At 66.2% G+C, this 14,599-nt stretch carries 12 protein-coding genes; 2 read left to right on the plus strand and 10 right to left on the minus strand.

The features are described from left to right. Position 1: 1 nt before the first annotated feature. The 6 genes from ACO2SS_RS06240 to ACO2SS_RS06265 are packed head-to-tail and all read right to left on the minus strand — an operon-like array spanning position 2 to position 8,254. Positions 2-865 carry a branched-chain amino acid ABC transporter permease gene (locus ACO2SS_RS06240; protein WP_423276726.1) on the minus strand — a complete coding sequence of 288 codons (864 nt, stop codon included), beginning with the start codon at positions 863-865 and terminating at the stop codon, positions 2-4. 26 nt (positions 866-891) lie between these two features. Continuing rightward, a complete protein-coding gene (locus ACO2SS_RS06245; protein ID WP_423276727.1) occupies positions 892-2,103 on the minus strand; it encodes an ABC transporter substrate-binding protein in 1,212 nt (403 codons plus the stop codon). Further along, on the minus strand, positions 2,100-3,266 hold the full coding sequence (locus ACO2SS_RS06250; RefSeq protein ID WP_423276728.1) for an NADH:flavin oxidoreductase/NADH oxidase: 1,167 nt from the start codon (positions 3,264-3,266) through the stop codon (positions 2,100-2,102). The genes ACO2SS_RS06245 and ACO2SS_RS06250 overlap by 4 nt, the downstream gene beginning before the upstream one ends. Then, on the minus strand, positions 3,263-4,555 hold the full coding sequence (locus tag ACO2SS_RS06255) for an NAD(P)/FAD-dependent oxidoreductase (protein ID WP_423276729.1): 1,293 nt from the start codon (positions 4,553-4,555) through the stop codon (positions 3,263-3,265). The genes ACO2SS_RS06250 and ACO2SS_RS06255 overlap by 4 nt, the downstream gene beginning before the upstream one ends. 2 nt (positions 4,556-4,557) lie before the next feature. Then, the gene (locus ACO2SS_RS06260; RefSeq protein WP_423276730.1) at positions 4,558-6,237 is read right to left on the minus strand and encodes a hydantoinase B/oxoprolinase family protein; all 1,680 of its coding nucleotides are present in this window, start codon (positions 6,235-6,237) and stop codon (positions 4,558-4,560) included. 4 nt (positions 6,238-6,241) lie between these two features. After that, positions 6,242-8,254, minus strand: a complete 2,013-nt coding sequence (locus ACO2SS_RS06265; RefSeq protein ID WP_423276731.1) for a hydantoinase/oxoprolinase family protein — start codon at positions 8,252-8,254, stop codon at positions 6,242-6,244. A gap of 145 nt (positions 8,255-8,399) precedes the next feature. Here ACO2SS_RS06265 and ACO2SS_RS06270 point away from each other — a divergent pair, with 145 nt between their 5' ends. Continuing rightward, positions 8,400-8,993, plus strand: coding sequence for a helix-turn-helix domain-containing protein (locus ACO2SS_RS06270; protein ID WP_423276732.1), 594 nt, complete (start codon positions 8,400-8,402; stop codon positions 8,991-8,993). Between the two features lie 27 nt (positions 8,994-9,020). Here ACO2SS_RS06270 and ACO2SS_RS06275 read toward each other — a convergent pair whose 3' ends face one another. Then, complete coding sequence (locus tag ACO2SS_RS06275) at positions 9,021-9,851, minus strand: polysaccharide deacetylase family protein (protein ID WP_423276733.1); 831 nt, start codon at positions 9,849-9,851, stop codon at positions 9,021-9,023. A gap of 15 nt (positions 9,852-9,866) precedes the next feature. Next, the gene (locus ACO2SS_RS06280; protein ID WP_423276734.1) at positions 9,867-10,625 is read right to left on the minus strand and encodes an SDR family NAD(P)-dependent oxidoreductase; all 759 of its coding nucleotides are present in this window, start codon (positions 10,623-10,625) and stop codon (positions 9,867-9,869) included. Positions 10,626-10,779: 154 nt separating this feature from the next. On the opposite strand from ACO2SS_RS06280, the gene ACO2SS_RS06285 reads away from it, so the two are divergent. Further along, positions 10,780-12,291: a TRAP transporter large permease gene (locus tag ACO2SS_RS06285; RefSeq protein WP_423276735.1), complete on the plus strand. Its 1,512-nt coding sequence runs from the start codon at positions 10,780-10,782 to the stop codon at positions 12,289-12,291. A 426-nt stretch (positions 12,292-12,717) separates the two neighbouring features. Here the strand turns inward: ACO2SS_RS06285 and ACO2SS_RS06290 are convergent, their stop codons facing one another. Next, entirely contained in the window at positions 12,718-12,963 is a 246-nt protein-coding gene (locus tag ACO2SS_RS06290; RefSeq protein WP_423276736.1) for a hypothetical protein, read from the minus strand. Between the two features lie 337 nt (positions 12,964-13,300). Beyond that, positions 13,301-14,587: an NAD(P)/FAD-dependent oxidoreductase gene (locus tag ACO2SS_RS06295; RefSeq protein WP_423276737.1), complete on the minus strand. Its 1,287-nt coding sequence runs from the start codon at positions 14,585-14,587 to the stop codon at positions 13,301-13,303. Between the last annotated feature and the right edge of the window lie 12 nt (positions 14,588-14,599).

The raw sequence follows: 14,599 nt of genomic DNA on the forward strand, positions 1-14,599 counted from the left end.
CTCAGAAGCGCCCCAGCAGGCCCGATGGGCGGGCAAGGATCACGAGCGCCATCGCGGCATAGATCATCAATTGAGCGCCCTGGGGCCAGAGGGTGCTCATGATGGACTGCACCAGACCGATCAGGAGACCGCCGACCAAGGCGCCGGAGAGAGTTCCAAGGCCACCTACGACGATGACCACGAAGGCGATGCCGAGCGCCTCGACACTCATGAAGGGCTCGACGCCGCGCAGCGGGGCGGCCAAAACGCCTGCCAGACCGGCAAGCGCCCCGCCAAGGGCGAAGGTCGCCATGAACACCCGGTCGACATTGATCCCGAGCAGACCGACCATCTCGGCGCTTTCCGATCCCGCACGCAGGACGGCGCCGAGTTTCGTGCGTTCGACGACAAACCATAGCCCGACGGCGACGATTGCCGCGACCAACACGACCGCGAGGCGGTAGGCCGGATACACATAGGGGCCCAGAAAAACGACCCCGGACAGCGCGGCCGGCACGGGGACGTTCTGCGCCAGGGGTCCGAACACCACGATCACCATCTCCTGGAGGAACAGGGCAACCGCAAACGTGATCAGGATCTGGACTTCATGCGGCATTCGGTAGGTGTGCCGAAGCAGGACACGCTCCACGATCACGGCAAGAAGCGCCACCGAGAGAGGCGCCACCACGAGCGCGATCCAGATGCTTCCGGTCGAACGCGTGATGGCAAAGGCCATGTAGGCGGCGACGAGGTAGAAGGCCCCATGCGCGAAGTTGACGAAGCGCATGAGGCCGAAGATCAGCGTCAAGCCGACCGACAGGAGGAAATAGATCATCCCGATGCCAAGGCCGTTCAGGACTTGGAAGACGAGAAGTTGCATCGACATCGGGTGAACTCGCTACCGGTATCCGGTCAGGCCATCTTGCAGCCGGTCTTCTCCGGCGGAAGGAAAGCCTTTGTGGCGGCGACGATCTCGGCGTAGTCGTTCTTGTCCTTCATGGCGCTCTTCGCCTTGCCGAGCATCAGGTAGTAGTCCTTGATGACCTGGTGATCCTCGGGACGGACGACCTCGGTGCCAGTCGGGCCTTCGTAAGTCATCCCCTCCAGCGCCTTGATCACGGCTGGAACGTCCGTGGTCCCCGCCTTGATGATGCCCTCGATCAACACCTGCGCCACCGCGTAGCCGCAGGCATGGAGGTAGTTCGGCACGTCGCCCGTCTTGGCCTTGACGACATCGGCCACGACGCGCGCGCCCGGCGTGTCGACGCCGTGCCAGAAGTTGCAGCCGAAATAGACGCCCTCGCAATTGTCCGGACCGAGCGCCTGGTATTGGTCGAGGCCCGTGGACCAGATCGCGAGGATCTTCGTGTTGCGCTTCATTCCGAAGCTGATGGCCTGACGGATCACGTCCACCGTCTGGTTGCCGAAGTTGCAGATCGCAAGCACGTCCGGATTGGCCGCGAGCGCGGTTGCGATGTAGCCAGAGTATTCACGGTCGGCGAGCGAGTGATAGCTGTTCCCGACGTGCTGGATCCCCTTCTCCTTGAAGATCTCCTTGCAATTCGTCAGCAGGCTGTCGCCGAAGACATACTGGCCGGTGATCGTGTACCACTTCTTCGCATTCGGGAATTTTTCGAGCAGAGGACGCACCGTGGCGTTCACGGCGCTATAGCTCGCGACCGGCCAGCGGAAATTCGACTTGTTGCAATCCTTGCCGGTCGATTCGTCCGCGCCGGCCTCCTGCACATAGACGCCGCCGCGCGCGTAGACCTCTTTCTGCACCGCCAGCGCGATCGCCGAGTTCGTGCAGCCGATGATGTGCTTTACGCCTCGCTGGGTCATCACCTCCTGGACTTTACGGACGGCCTCACCCGGGTCGCCTCGATCGTCGAGGAGGATGTAGTTCAGCTTCTTGCCAAGGACGCTGTCGTACTTCTCCACGGCCCAACGACTGCCGTCGTTCAGCATGGTGCCGACATTCGCGAAGGTGCCGGACAGCGAATACACGGCCGCGATGTCGATCGTGTTCGCCTGGGCCGAGGCATGCCGGAGGAAGGGGGGCGCGGCGAGCGCGGCCGGCGACGCCGCTATCCCGCCGAGGAGTGTTCTGCGATCGATCCTCATGACTGACCTGTCTCCACTCTGTCCGTGATTGGCGCGGAGGCCGCGCGGGCGCGCTTCTCGAGCCACCACCCCCAGGACGGGGGCCAGCTCGCGAAGGACGTATCGTGGCCGAGCGCGCGGGCGGCGTGCAACGGCCAGTGCGGGTTCATCAGTGCCTCGCGCCCGATCGCAACGAGGTCCGCGCGCCCTTCGACGACGACGGACTCGGCGAAGGCAGGGGTCGTGATCAGCCCGACCGCCATCGCGGCAACCTCCGCCTCCAGGCGGATGCGCTCGGCATAGGGCACCTGATACCCCTCCGGACGGCGGATCATCTTCGTGGTCGTGCGCTCGCCGAGGCCGCCCGAGGAGCAGTCGATCACGTCGACGCCGACCTCCTTCAACCGGCGCGACAGTGCGACGGAATCGTTCAGCGTCCAGCCGCCTTCCTGATCGTCCACGCAGGAAAGGCGCACAAAGAGCGGCAGGTCCGCGGGCCAGGCTGCGCGGACAGCCTTGCTGACCTCGAGCAGGAGACGGATGCGGCCTTCGAAATCCCCGCCCCAGCGGTCGTCGCGCTTGTTGCCCAGCGGCGACAGGAAGCTGTGCAGGAGGTAGCCGTGGGCGCCGTGAATATCGAGGACCCGGAAGCCCGCGGCCGCGGCCCGGCGGGCGCCCGCCGCATAGGCGGCGATCAACTCCTCGATACCGCGCTCATCGAGCGCGTCCGGCGTGTGCCAGCCTGGATTGGCCGGAATGGCGCTCGCCGCCACGGTGGTCCAGGGAGCCTCGCCTCGCGCTGCGGTGCTCTCATCGAGGGGACTGTAGCCCTGCCAGGGCCGCGATACGCTGCCCTTGCGGCCCGCATGGATGAGCTGCGTCGCAGGCACCGCGCCGGCCGCCGCGATTGCAGCGACGATCGGTTTCAGCGGTGCGACATGCTCGTCCGACCAGATGCCGAGATCATGATGGGTGACGCGGCCCTGAGCGGTGACAGCCAGAGCTTCGGTGAAGACGAGACCGGCGCCGCCGATCCCGAGCCGGCCGTAGTGCTGGAGGTGGAAGTCGCGAGGGAATCCGTCGTCGCCGGCTACGTATTGCTGCATCGGGGAGACCACCACCCGGTTCGGGATGGTCACCCCGCGCAGCGTCATCGGCGTGAAAAGATGCGGCAGGTCGCTCATCCGGCAAATCCCATGCGATCGCGAAGCCAGGCCCAGGCAATTCCGGCATGGATTGCGGGCCCTCTCAGTTGATGAAACGGAATGGGCGCCAGCGTTGTGACCGGCAGCGGGTGGGCCAGGCCGTCCAGCGCCCTCGCGGCGAGCCATCGGCCCATCAAGGTGGCCATGGCGACCCCGCGCCCGTTGTAGCCGAGCCCGATCAGCAATCCCGGTTCAGGCTCGTGAATGTGCAGCAGCCCGTCCAGCGTTAGTGCAACCTGCCCGGACCAGCGATGCGCGATGGCAAGGCCCTTCGTCTCGGGAAAGGTCCGATGCATCGCGTTGATGAGCGCCTGGAAAAAGGCCGGGTTCTGTCTGTCCCCGATCGCTCCCCTCCCCCCGAACACGAGCCGCCCATCGGGCGACTGGCGAAAGTAGAAGGCGAGCCGGCGCGTCTCCGACCCGCAGATGCCGCCCGGCATGATGCCTGCGGCGAGACCGGACGGAAGCGGCTCGGTAGCGACTTGGGCGCTCTGAACGCAGATCAGAGTCTGGGCGAGCCCTTTGACCAGCCCGTCGGCGTAGCCGTCCTGGCCGATGATGACATGCCTCGCCGCGATCGTGCCCTGCGAGGTGGTGATCTTCCAGCCGGCCCCGTCCCTGGTGAGAGCCGTCGCGGTAATCCCCTCGTGGAGCCTGGCTCCGGCCTGCTGGGCCGCTCGGGCGAGCCCTCGCACGTAGGAGAGCGGCTGTAGCGTGCCGGCGCGCCGGTCGATCCAGCCGCCCAGATAGGCATTGGTGCCGGTGAGGCGCGCGACGGCAGTCGCGTCGAGCCGCTCAGCAGGCGCGCCGAGGGCCGCCCACTCGCCTGCGCGCTTCTGGACGCGAACGAGCGCGGGTTCGGCATGCGCGGCTTGTATCCAGCCCCCGCGTACGGGTTCGCAATCGATCCCGTGGCGCCCGACGAGATCGAACACCAGGTCCGCCGCCCCGCCAACCTCCTCCGTGAGGCGGCGGCCAGTCTCTTCGCCATAGGCGGCGAGCATCTCGGACGGGTCGAGCTTCAGGCCCGGTATGACCTGCCCGCCATTTCGGCCGGAGGCGCCCCAACCCACGCGGTGGGCCTCGATGAGCGCCACGCTGTTGCCGCGCTCTGCCACGGCAAGGGCCGCGCTTGCGCCTGTGAACCCGCCGCCGACGACGACCACGTCAACGGTCGAGCCTGACGCGAACGCGTCGCCCGACGGTGCAGGCTCGCGAGCCGTTGTCGTCCAGAGCGCGTCGCGAACGCTGTCCGCCGAGGAGTGCATGCTTAGGCGGAGGCGTCTTGCCGGTGCCAAGACCGGGCGACCGCGTCCGAGATGATCCCGTCCTCGAGATCGGCCGCAACGCTCTCCGGCGAACGCTCCTTCGGGCTGCCGTAGCCACCTCCGCCGCCGACCGCCAGCGTAACGACATCCCCGCGCTTGAGATCCATGGCGTCCTTCGAGCGAAGCTTGATCACCTCGCTCCCGCGCCTCACCTCGCAGTACCCCGTTGCGCCCGGAAGGCCGCCAAAGAGCCCCTCGGCCGAGCGCCGGAAGCGGTCGCTGTAGAGGGAGATCCTCACGTCGTCCTTAAGCGCTTCGAAGCTGCGCACGAACCCGAGACCGCCACGGCTGCGGCCGTGGCCGCAGCTGTCGGTGCGCATCGCGTATTCCACGACGCGGAAGAAGGAGAAGTCCTGGTCCAACGCCTCGACCGGCGTGTTCGAGCAGTTCGAGAGCGGGTTGTCGACGGCATCGCAGCCGTCCTTGTCCAGCCCGGCCCCGAAGCCGCCGCCGAATATCTCAAGGTAAACCGACCAGCCGTTCTCGCCGAGATGCGACAGAACGAAGGACGTCGTCGTATCGAAGCCGCAGGCGATCACCTTGTCCGGGACAGCCTGCGAGAGCGCCTTCATGATGGCGTTCCAGGCGCGGGAGCAGACCTCCATGCGAGCTCGCACCGGCGCCGGATGGCGCGGATTCAGCATCGTGCCGAGCGGGGCCGTGACCTTGATCGGCCTGAATGCGCCGGCATTGAACGGGATGTCAGGGCTTGTCAGCGCGGCCTTGAGGCAGGACAGCGCCGCCGAAACGGTCGCGGCGAATGGCGCGTTCAGGTTGCGGCGGACCTGTTGCGCCGTTCCCGTGAAATCGATCTCGGCGGAATCGCCTTTGATCGTGAGCGTCGCTCGGACGGGAAGCGGGGTATCCGACAGGCCGTCGTCATCGACCGCATCCTCGCCCGTATAGACACCGTCGGGGATCTCGCGCAGCGCGGCCCGCATCCGGGCCTCCGAGTAGTCGAGCAAGGCCGCCATCACGGCGGTGATCTTTTCCGCCCCGTAGCGCTCTGCCAGTTCGGTCACGCGCTGCGCTCCGATCGCGTTCGCGGCGATCTGGGCGTCGAAATCCCCCATCGTCTGGTGAGGCACACGCACGTTGGCCCGAAGCAGGCGCTCGAAGGCGCCGCCGTGCCAATCCCGCTTCATGTTGAGCTTGAGCGGCGGGATGATGAGCCCCTCCGCATAGACGTCGGGCGCACCGATGTTCAGTCCGGGATCACCGCCGCTGATGTCGAGGTGGTGGGCGACGGAGGCGGAGAAGCCGATGACCTTCCCGTCCACGAGGATCGGGTGGAAGAAGAAAACGTCCTGGAGGTGCTGCCCCCCGGAATATGGGTCGTTGATGACGAAGAAGTCGCCCTCCTCCAGCGTCTCGTTGGGATAGAGGCGGGTGCAGGGCTGAAAGACATGGCCGATCGTGCCGAGCTGCATGGGGATCAGCTCCGCCTGCGCGATCGTATTCCCCTGCGCGTCCAGGAGAGCGGCCGAGCCGTCCCGGGCTTCGCGCAGCACGGTGGAATACGCGGAGCGGATCAGCTTGGCGCCCATCTCGCGCGCAGCCGCGATCAACGATTGGCTGATGATCGCGTAGTCGACCGGATCCAGTGGCTTGCGCTCAGTCATCGGCTCAGGCCTTCCGCATGATGATGTTGCCGGGCTCGTCGCGCTCCGCATGCCAACCGGGCGGCACCCAAAGGGTCGAACTGTAGCCCTCGATCATGGCTGCGCCCTCGACGGCGCGGCCGGGCCTGAGGGATGCGGCCTCGACGAGCCTCGCCTGCACGGCGCCCCCGGGTGTCCAGACTTCGATCTCTCCGGGACCTTTCAGTTCGGAGGGCCGCTCGCGGAACTCCGGAAGACTGTCCAGGCGTCGCCGGACGCCGAACCGGAGACCCACGATTTCCACCTTCCGGCCGGGCTCCCCACCATGGAAGTAAATGCGGCGGTGGGCGATGCTAAACTCCTCGGCCAAGTCCGAAGGCTTGAGGCCCATCAGCCTGCCGGGATCGATCTCGACCGGGATCTCGAACGCTTGCCCGACGAATCGCATCTCGGCCGTGAGCTCGAACACGAGCGCACCGTCGAGGCCCAGATCGCGGAACTCGCGTTCCGCATTCTCGCGAAAGCGGGCAAATTCCTCGCGAAGCATCGCGGGCGCATCGTCCGACAGCGCGACCCGGCGTGTCACGCCCGCAACCCGCACGTAATCGGCGGCAAGGAGCCCGAAGGCCGAGATCACACCCGGATTGGGCGGCACCACGATCTCCCGCACCCCCAGCTCCTCGGCGATCTCGGCCGCAAGGAGCGGACCGGCGCCGCCGAAGGGCAGGAGCGCGTAGTCGCGCGGATCTCGGCCGCGCTCGGTCGATACGAGCTGGACGGCGCGCACGATGTTGGCGACCGCGAGCCGGATCGCCGCCGCCGCCGCGTCCCTGACCGGGATGCCGAGCTTCGCGGCGATCTCCTCGAATGCTTGGTGAGCCCTGTCGGCATCCAGCATCATCGTCCCGCCGAGGAACGCCTCCGGCCGGATGGTTCCGCGAACGACATGCGCATCCGTGACGGTCGGCTGCGTGCCGCCCCGGCCGTAGCAGGCCGGACCGGGATTGGCGCCGGCGCTACGCGGGCCGACGCGCAGCATGCCGCCGTCGTCGATCCATACGAGCGATCCGCCGCCGGCGCCCACGCTCACGATGTCAAGCACGGGCGTGCGGATCGGCAGCCCGTCTACCTCCGTCTCCGGCGAGACGGAGGGGACGCCCGCCTGGACGAGGCAGACATCCGTGGACGTGCCGCCCATGTCGAATGTGATGACGTCCCGCCGGTTCGAGCGCTCCGCCTGGCGGATCGCGCCGACAACGCCCGCGGCCGGCCCGCTGAAAAGCGCCGTGATCGAGTTGCGCCGCATGGCCACGGCTGGAAGGCGGCCGCCATTCGACTGCATGACGCTGAAGCCGCCGGAGAAGCGGGCCTCGGCGAGCGTCGCCTCGAACCGGGACAGGTACCCGTCGATGACAGGCTGTACATAGGCGGAGAGGACCGTCGTCGAGGCCCGCTCGAACTCGCGGAACTCGCTCGCCACCTCATGTGAGCAGGCGACCCTTACCTGGGGCAGTGCCTCGGCGATGATCGCCTTGAGCCTCGCCTCATGAGCGGGGGCCGCGTAGGCCGATAGGAGGCATATGGCCACCGCTTCGTAGCCGCCTGCGGCAAGCTGCGGAAGGAGCTTGCCGCGGACCTCGTCCTCGTCAAGGGAGAGGATGACCCTGCCGCTCGCATCGACGCGCTCGCTGACTTCCAGGCAGTCCTTCCGGCGGACCGGCGGCTCCGGCTTCGCATAGTGGAGGTCGTAGATGTTGCGCCGATCATGGCGCTGAAAGAACAGGATGTCCCTGAAGCCGCGGGTCGTGACGAACGCGACCTTCGCGCCCTTGCGCTCGAGGATGGCGTTGGTGGCGACGGTGGAGCCGTGGACGAGATCCGACATGCCCTCGGCGGCGATCCCGGCGGCTTGCAACGAGTTGAAAGCCCCGATCTCCGGCGATCTTGGCGTGCTCGGGACTTTGACGACCTCGACCCTGCTGCCGTCCACGGCAACCAGGTCCGTAAAGGTGCCACCAACCTCGATACCGACCCGCATACCCCCTCCCTGGCTGCGATTTCAGAGATTGGGCCAGAACTGGCCGAGGATTGCAACCCTGTTGAAAATCAGACCTCGAAGTTTCATGCTTGCTGCAAGGTCTGTCGGATCCTGGGGTATCATGGTCCGCGGGAGGCTTGCCTGCATGGTTAGACAGGGTCAGACGATGGCGGCGAGCGATGCCGAGGATGACGGGATTGGCCGCAAGCTCCGGCTCAGGCGGGCCATCAAGGGCCTCTCGCTTCAGGAGGTAGCGGACCGGGCCGAGATCTCGATCGGCCTTCTCAGCCAGATCGAGCGTGGCGTCACGATGCCGTCACTGAAGTCGCTGCGCCAAGTCTGCGCCGCGCTCGACATGCCTGTCGGCTGGCTCTTCGACGTGCCGGGGGGCGAGCACGGCGACGTGGTGGTGCGAGCATCCTCCCGCCGGGTGATGACCCTCGGCCCCAAGGGCATGACGAAGGAATTGCTCTCGCCCGACTCGGTCCCGGGCGTCCAGATGATCCGCATCCTCATCCAGCCGGGCGGGGGCTCGGGTGATCTGCCCTACAACAACGAGGCCGGCGCGAAATGCGGGACGGTTCTCGCGGGCACGCTCGGACTGGAGGTGGATGGCACGGAGTACCAGCTTGCGACAGGAGACAGCTTCGCCTTCCCGGCAATCAAGCTGCACCGCTTCTGGTGCGTCGGCGAGCAACCGGTCGACCTCATCTGGGTCGTGACGCCCGCCGTCTACTGAGGAGCCGGCCAGCGAGATAAGGCGGCGTCAGGCGCCGCCCTCGTGGGCTGCAGACCATGCCTCCGCCACCTCCGTCCCGGTCGCGAACCAGACATTCGGGAAGGTGCGGATGAAGGCGACGAGTTCGCGGATCAGGTTCAGGCGGCTCGGCCGACCGCTGACCTGAGGGTGGAAGATGATGTCGTAGAGGCCGCCCCAGCGATAGATCTCGCGGAACTCCTCCTTGAAGATGGACAGCATGTGCTCGTTGGTGAAGATCGGCCGCGGGTTCTTCACCGAGAACAGCGCATAGGGCGCATCGTCCAAGCTCCAGTGCCAGGGTAGCTCGATCGGTCCCTTCGATCCGTCCGGCATGGTGTGCCGATAGGGGTTCACGTCGTCCATCAGCGACGAATCGTAGAGAAAATCGAACTGCTGAAGCAGCTTGAACAGGTTGGCCGAGACCTCGCCGGCGGGCGACCGGTATCCCTTGGGCACGATCCCTAGCCGCGCCTTCAGCGCGCTGAGGCCCCTCTCCATTTCCTCCATCTCGGCCGCCGGATCGTTCTCGATCCAGCGATGCGAATAGCTGTGATGGGCGATCTCGTGCCCGGCCTTCAGCACCATCTCGGCGCGGTCCTGGTGATTCTCGACCGTCCAGCCGGGAATGAAGAACGTGCTCTTCACGTCGGCTTCTGCGAGCACGTCGAGGATCTTCGGGACACCGACCTTCGCGCCGTATCGCCCCTGGCTGAGCACGCCCTGGCGAGTAGCATTAGCCGGATCGCGGGAGGTCCAGAGGGTCTCGGCATCGAAGTCGAAGGTCAGCATCACGGCGCAGCGCGCGCCGTTCGGCCACCGAACGCTCATGTCCCACATGGTCGATTTTGCTCCTCAGACGTCATCCCAGCGACGCCTAGCGGCCAGGAAGCCGCCATCGACGGGGAGAACCACCCCTGTGACGAAGGACGCGTCGTCTGAGGCCAGGAATGCAATGGCCGCCGCGAGTTCCTCCGGCTCGGCATAGCGCCCCAGCGGGGCGCTATCGACCAGCATCCGCCTGTAATACGGATCCTTGAAGTGGTTCTGCGTCATCGGAGTCAGCACGACCCCGGGGGCTACCGCGTTCACGCGAATGCCTTTCGGGCCGAGATCCGCCGCAAGCTGACGGGTCACTTGCGCGACCCCGCCTTTCGCAGCCGCATAGGCCGTGCTCCCGGGATAGCCGATGATTCCAAAGATCGATGACACGTTCACGATGGCGCCGCCGGGCTGGGAGAGATGCGGGAGCACAGCCCGCGTCACGCGCAGCACAGAAGTGAGGTTCGTGTCGATGAAGCGTGCCAGAAGCGCGTCATCGGAATCTTCGAGGGCTTTCGAGCCGCCGATCCCGGCGTTGTTCACCAAGACGTCGATCCGGCCGAAAGCGTCGAGCGCGGTTTTCACAAGGCTCTCGCCGGCATCGGCGGCCGTGATGTCTAGAACGGCAGGAATGCCGATACCGGCAGCCGTCTCCTCGACCATGTCCTCGCGATCCGCGAGCAGCACCCTCGCACCCTCGGCCGCAAGTCGCCGCGCGGTCGCCGCCCCGATCCCCCTCGCCGCCCCCGTTACGATTGCGACCCGTCCGTCGAAGCGCGTTGTCTGAGGCATCGTCCTTCCGGGTACATACGACCAGCTTCGCGACCGTACTCGGAATGAGTTCAGCTATCCACCTTCCGGAACCATCGGCCGCGCGATCGCGGCCGGCGGATCCACTGCGCTGAACGGCACATCCGCCCTCGCGGTCGAGGCTCAACCTGCCGGGTTGCTGCCGTCGGCCCTGGAACACTGGTACGATGAGTTTCCGGTCGTCTCGCCCGGTCTGGAAATCTCGACAGCGTGGCGCGTCGCCGGGATTCCGCTCGGCATCACGCTGATGCTCGTGGTCTTGGCCGTGAAGCTGTGGCAGGACGTCTCGAAGCGTGACCTGCTGACGGCCCTCCTGGTCGTGGGAGCGGCGATCGGCACCTTGTGGCTGCTCTCTCCCGTTTTCGCCGGGCTTGGGAAAGCCAATATCCTCATCCTTCTCGTCGCGATCATCGCGGTCTGCCTGGCGATCGGGGTGCCGATCGCCTTCTGTTTCGGCGCGGGCGCGATGGCGTTCTTGGTGTTCTCGACCAAGCTTCCGGCGACCGTCATCGTGGGGCGGATGGACGAGGGCATGTCGAGCCTGATCCTGCTCTCGGTGCCCGTCTTCGTGCTGCTCGGATGCATCCTCGATGCAACCGGGATGGGCAAGGCGATCGTCGACTTCCTCGCCTCGCTCTTCGGACATGTGCGAGCTGGCATGTCCTACGTCATGCTCGGGTCGCTCTACCTCGTCTCCGGCATCTCCGGCTCCAAGGTGTCTGACATGGCGACCGTTGCTCCGGCTCTGTTCCCGGAGATGAAGCGGCGCGGCAACAAGCCGGAGGAGATGGTCGCGCTTCTCGGCACGGGGGCCATCATGGCCGACACCGTCCCACCGTCGATCGTGCTGATCGTCATTGGCTCCGTTGCAGGAATCTCGATCGCCGCACTCTTTGCCAGCGGCTTCGTTGTTGCCTTCTTCCTCCTCGTGATCCTGGCGGCGGCCGCTCGCTGGAAAGCCCGCGGCGAGCTGATGCAGGGCGTGCGGCGGGCGCCCTTCCGCCTCATCGGCAAGGCGCTCGTCATTGCCGCCCCCGCGCTGGTGCTACCATTCCTGGTTCGTGGTGCGGTCACCGAGGGCATCGCAACCGCGACCGAGGTTTCGACCATAGCGGTCGTCTATGCGCTTATCGCCGGAATGCTGCTCTACGGCGGCATCAAGGCGCGCGACATGTACCGTATGCTGGTCGAGACGGCCGCCATGACGGGCGCGATCCTGATCATCCTCGGAACCGCATCCGCCGCGGCCTGGGTCCTCACCCAGACGGGTTTTGCGCAGTACCTTGCGGAGGTCATGAAGGGCCTCCCGGGAGGCTGGATCGTCTACATGGGCGTGACGATCGCGGTGTTCCTCACGCTCGGCTGCCTCCTCGAGGGCCTCCCGGCGATCGTGCTGCTGGCACCCCTGATGTTTCCCATCGCAAAGGATCTGGGCATCCACGGTGTCCACTACGCGATGGTCGTCGTGGTTTCGATGAACATCGGGCTGTTCGCACCCCCCATCGGCATCGGCTACTACATCGCCTGCTCCATCGGGAAGGTCGATCCGGACGCCGCTATGAGGACGATCTGGTTCTATCTGGGCGCCCTGGTGCTGGGTCTGATCGCCATCGCGCTCGTTCCCGCGATTTCGATCGGGGTGCTCTGAGACCTTCGAACGCGGCCGGCGCGGCGAGCAGAGCCTGTCAGATTCCAAGCCGGAGCGGGACACCCCGCTTCGTTGGCCGGGAAGATCGTCACGCACCCGTGCGGCCTGAGCGCCAGTGACGAGCAGCTTACGGGGTCGGTGAGAAGGCGGGACCGATCGCCAACTCCATTACGGGCTCCGGAACAGGAACTCCTCCCCAAATCCAGGTCGCGAACGCGGCGGAGATATTCCGCCAGATCTGTACAGATGCCGGAAGCTGCGATCTTCAGGTCATCGTGCAACTCGAATGCTAACGCTCGGAGTTCGGCAGTTGAGCGATGCGCGGCCAGTGTCTTGATTTGGGTCATCTCTCCGCCGGCGAGCCACATTCATGGGATGGCCTTCCGAGGTGGCTCACACTGACCTTTCACCAAATGTGCCCCGACACTACTCGAACAGGCCGATCGCGCCCTGCGCCCATATCGTGGCCGCAATAGCGACGATCACGGCCGTCAGCGCGTACCGGTGCGTTGGCTCCTGGATACTGATGGCTACAATCTCGTAGGCGAGACCGGTGCTGCCGAGGAGAACGGCGGCGAGGAGGAAGTCTGTTGCGCTCCAGGCCACCTCATCGGTGATCTGCATCGCCAGAAGCGGCGCCAGGAGGAGCGCCGCAATGCTGGTGCCAATCACCACTCTCCGTCTCACGGGCGCGGAGAAGCCTCTCAGCGGGGTTCTCACGGGAACATTCTCCTCGCACGCTGTGAAACTCTCTTCGATTGCCCGGCTTCGCTGACCTCTGAAGAGATAGTGCCCCTCCGCGCCACTAGGCGAATGCGCCTCCCAGTTAAGCCGGATTGTGCTCTCCTGCGGCAAGGCGGAACCATCCTGGTCCCGTTCACCGCCGAGGACGAGATCTTCCCGAGGGCCCGCCATGTTCGAGGTGGCGGTCGGGGGACGTCTTGAACAGCCGCCCAAGTGCGAGTTCGTGTGCCTCAAACGGTGCCGGCAATGTGTAATCCTAGAACCTTCAACCTTCACGCCGCCGCGCAATCTTATCCTGGATCGTGAACCAGGCGAAGACCGCCGGCATGAACCAAGGGGTGCCGTTGTAGGCGGGAATGGCTGGAGGCGGGCGGCAGTCCAGCTCTGAGTGTGCATCCTTGTCGCCGAGCAACTGAAGGGCGACCTTGCGTCCCGCCCATCTCGCCCAGACCACGCCCGACCCGCAGTAGCCGCAAGCGTAGCGCTTCGATTGGTGCGAGAACACCCGAGGAAGGTTGTCCCGGTTCATCGCCACATGGCCAAACCAGCTGTGCGCGACGTCCACGTCCGATAGTTCGGGAAAGACGTCGACCATCGCACGCCGCAGGCTCTGGATCGGCCAGGCCGGATCGCCGGCGATCGTGCCGTCCCGCCCGCCGAAGAGGATCCGGGTGCCGTCGGGCGAAGGGCGGTAGTAGTAGTGAAGCTTCCGCGTCTCGGCGCACATCATGCCCCGCGGCATGAGCGTCTTCATGAGATTGTCGGACAGGGGTGCCGTCGCGATCATGCGACTGCGGACGGGCACCATCCGCCGCTGGAGCCACCGGTCGACGGTATCGGTGTAGCCGTTGGTCGCGAGGATGACCTCACGGGCGCGGACGAGCCCACGGGCCGTCTCAACCAGAAAGCCTGCCCCTTCGGGGCTGATGCGGCCAACCGCGGTCTCGCCATGGATGGATGCTCCGGCCTCCTTTGCGACCCTCAGCATGCCGGCGTGGAATTTTGCGGGGTGCAGGCCGCCGATATCCATGCGGACCGCCCCGCCTCGATAGTAGTCGGTCCCAAGGAAGGCGGTCTGTTCCGCACGCGGGACGGCGTACGCCTCGATGCCCAGCATCTGCCTGAGGCGATCGGCCTCGCGGGCCAGGCCCTCGTAATCGCCGCTCGCCGACGCTCCCTTGAACTGTCCCGTGAGCGCGAAGTCGCACTCGATGCGTTCGTCGGCGATGAAGCGGGCGAGGTCCTCGCGGGCGAGCTTTGCTTCGCGCTGGAGCGCCTCTGCGCCCGCCTCGCCGAACCGCCGCACGAGGGTCGCATGGCTGGGCCGCAGGTTTCCGCTCGCGATGCCGCCGTTCCGCGTGGACGCTCCCTCGCCCGGCTTCTGCCGGTCGAAGACCTGGACGGAGCGCCCGGCGCGGGCGAGCGTGATGGCGGCGCTGAGGCCCGTGTAGCCGGCGCCCACGATGGCCACGTCGCAGGCTGGATCGACGGGCTGCTGCGGCTCGGACCCGACCGGGGCCTCGCGCCACCAATAGACCTGCCCGGAGATCATGGCCCGCTCCCT

Source organism: Enterovirga sp. CN4-39 (assembly GCF_049446235.1).
GTDB lineage: Bacteria > Pseudomonadota > Alphaproteobacteria > Rhizobiales > Beijerinckiaceae > Enterovirga.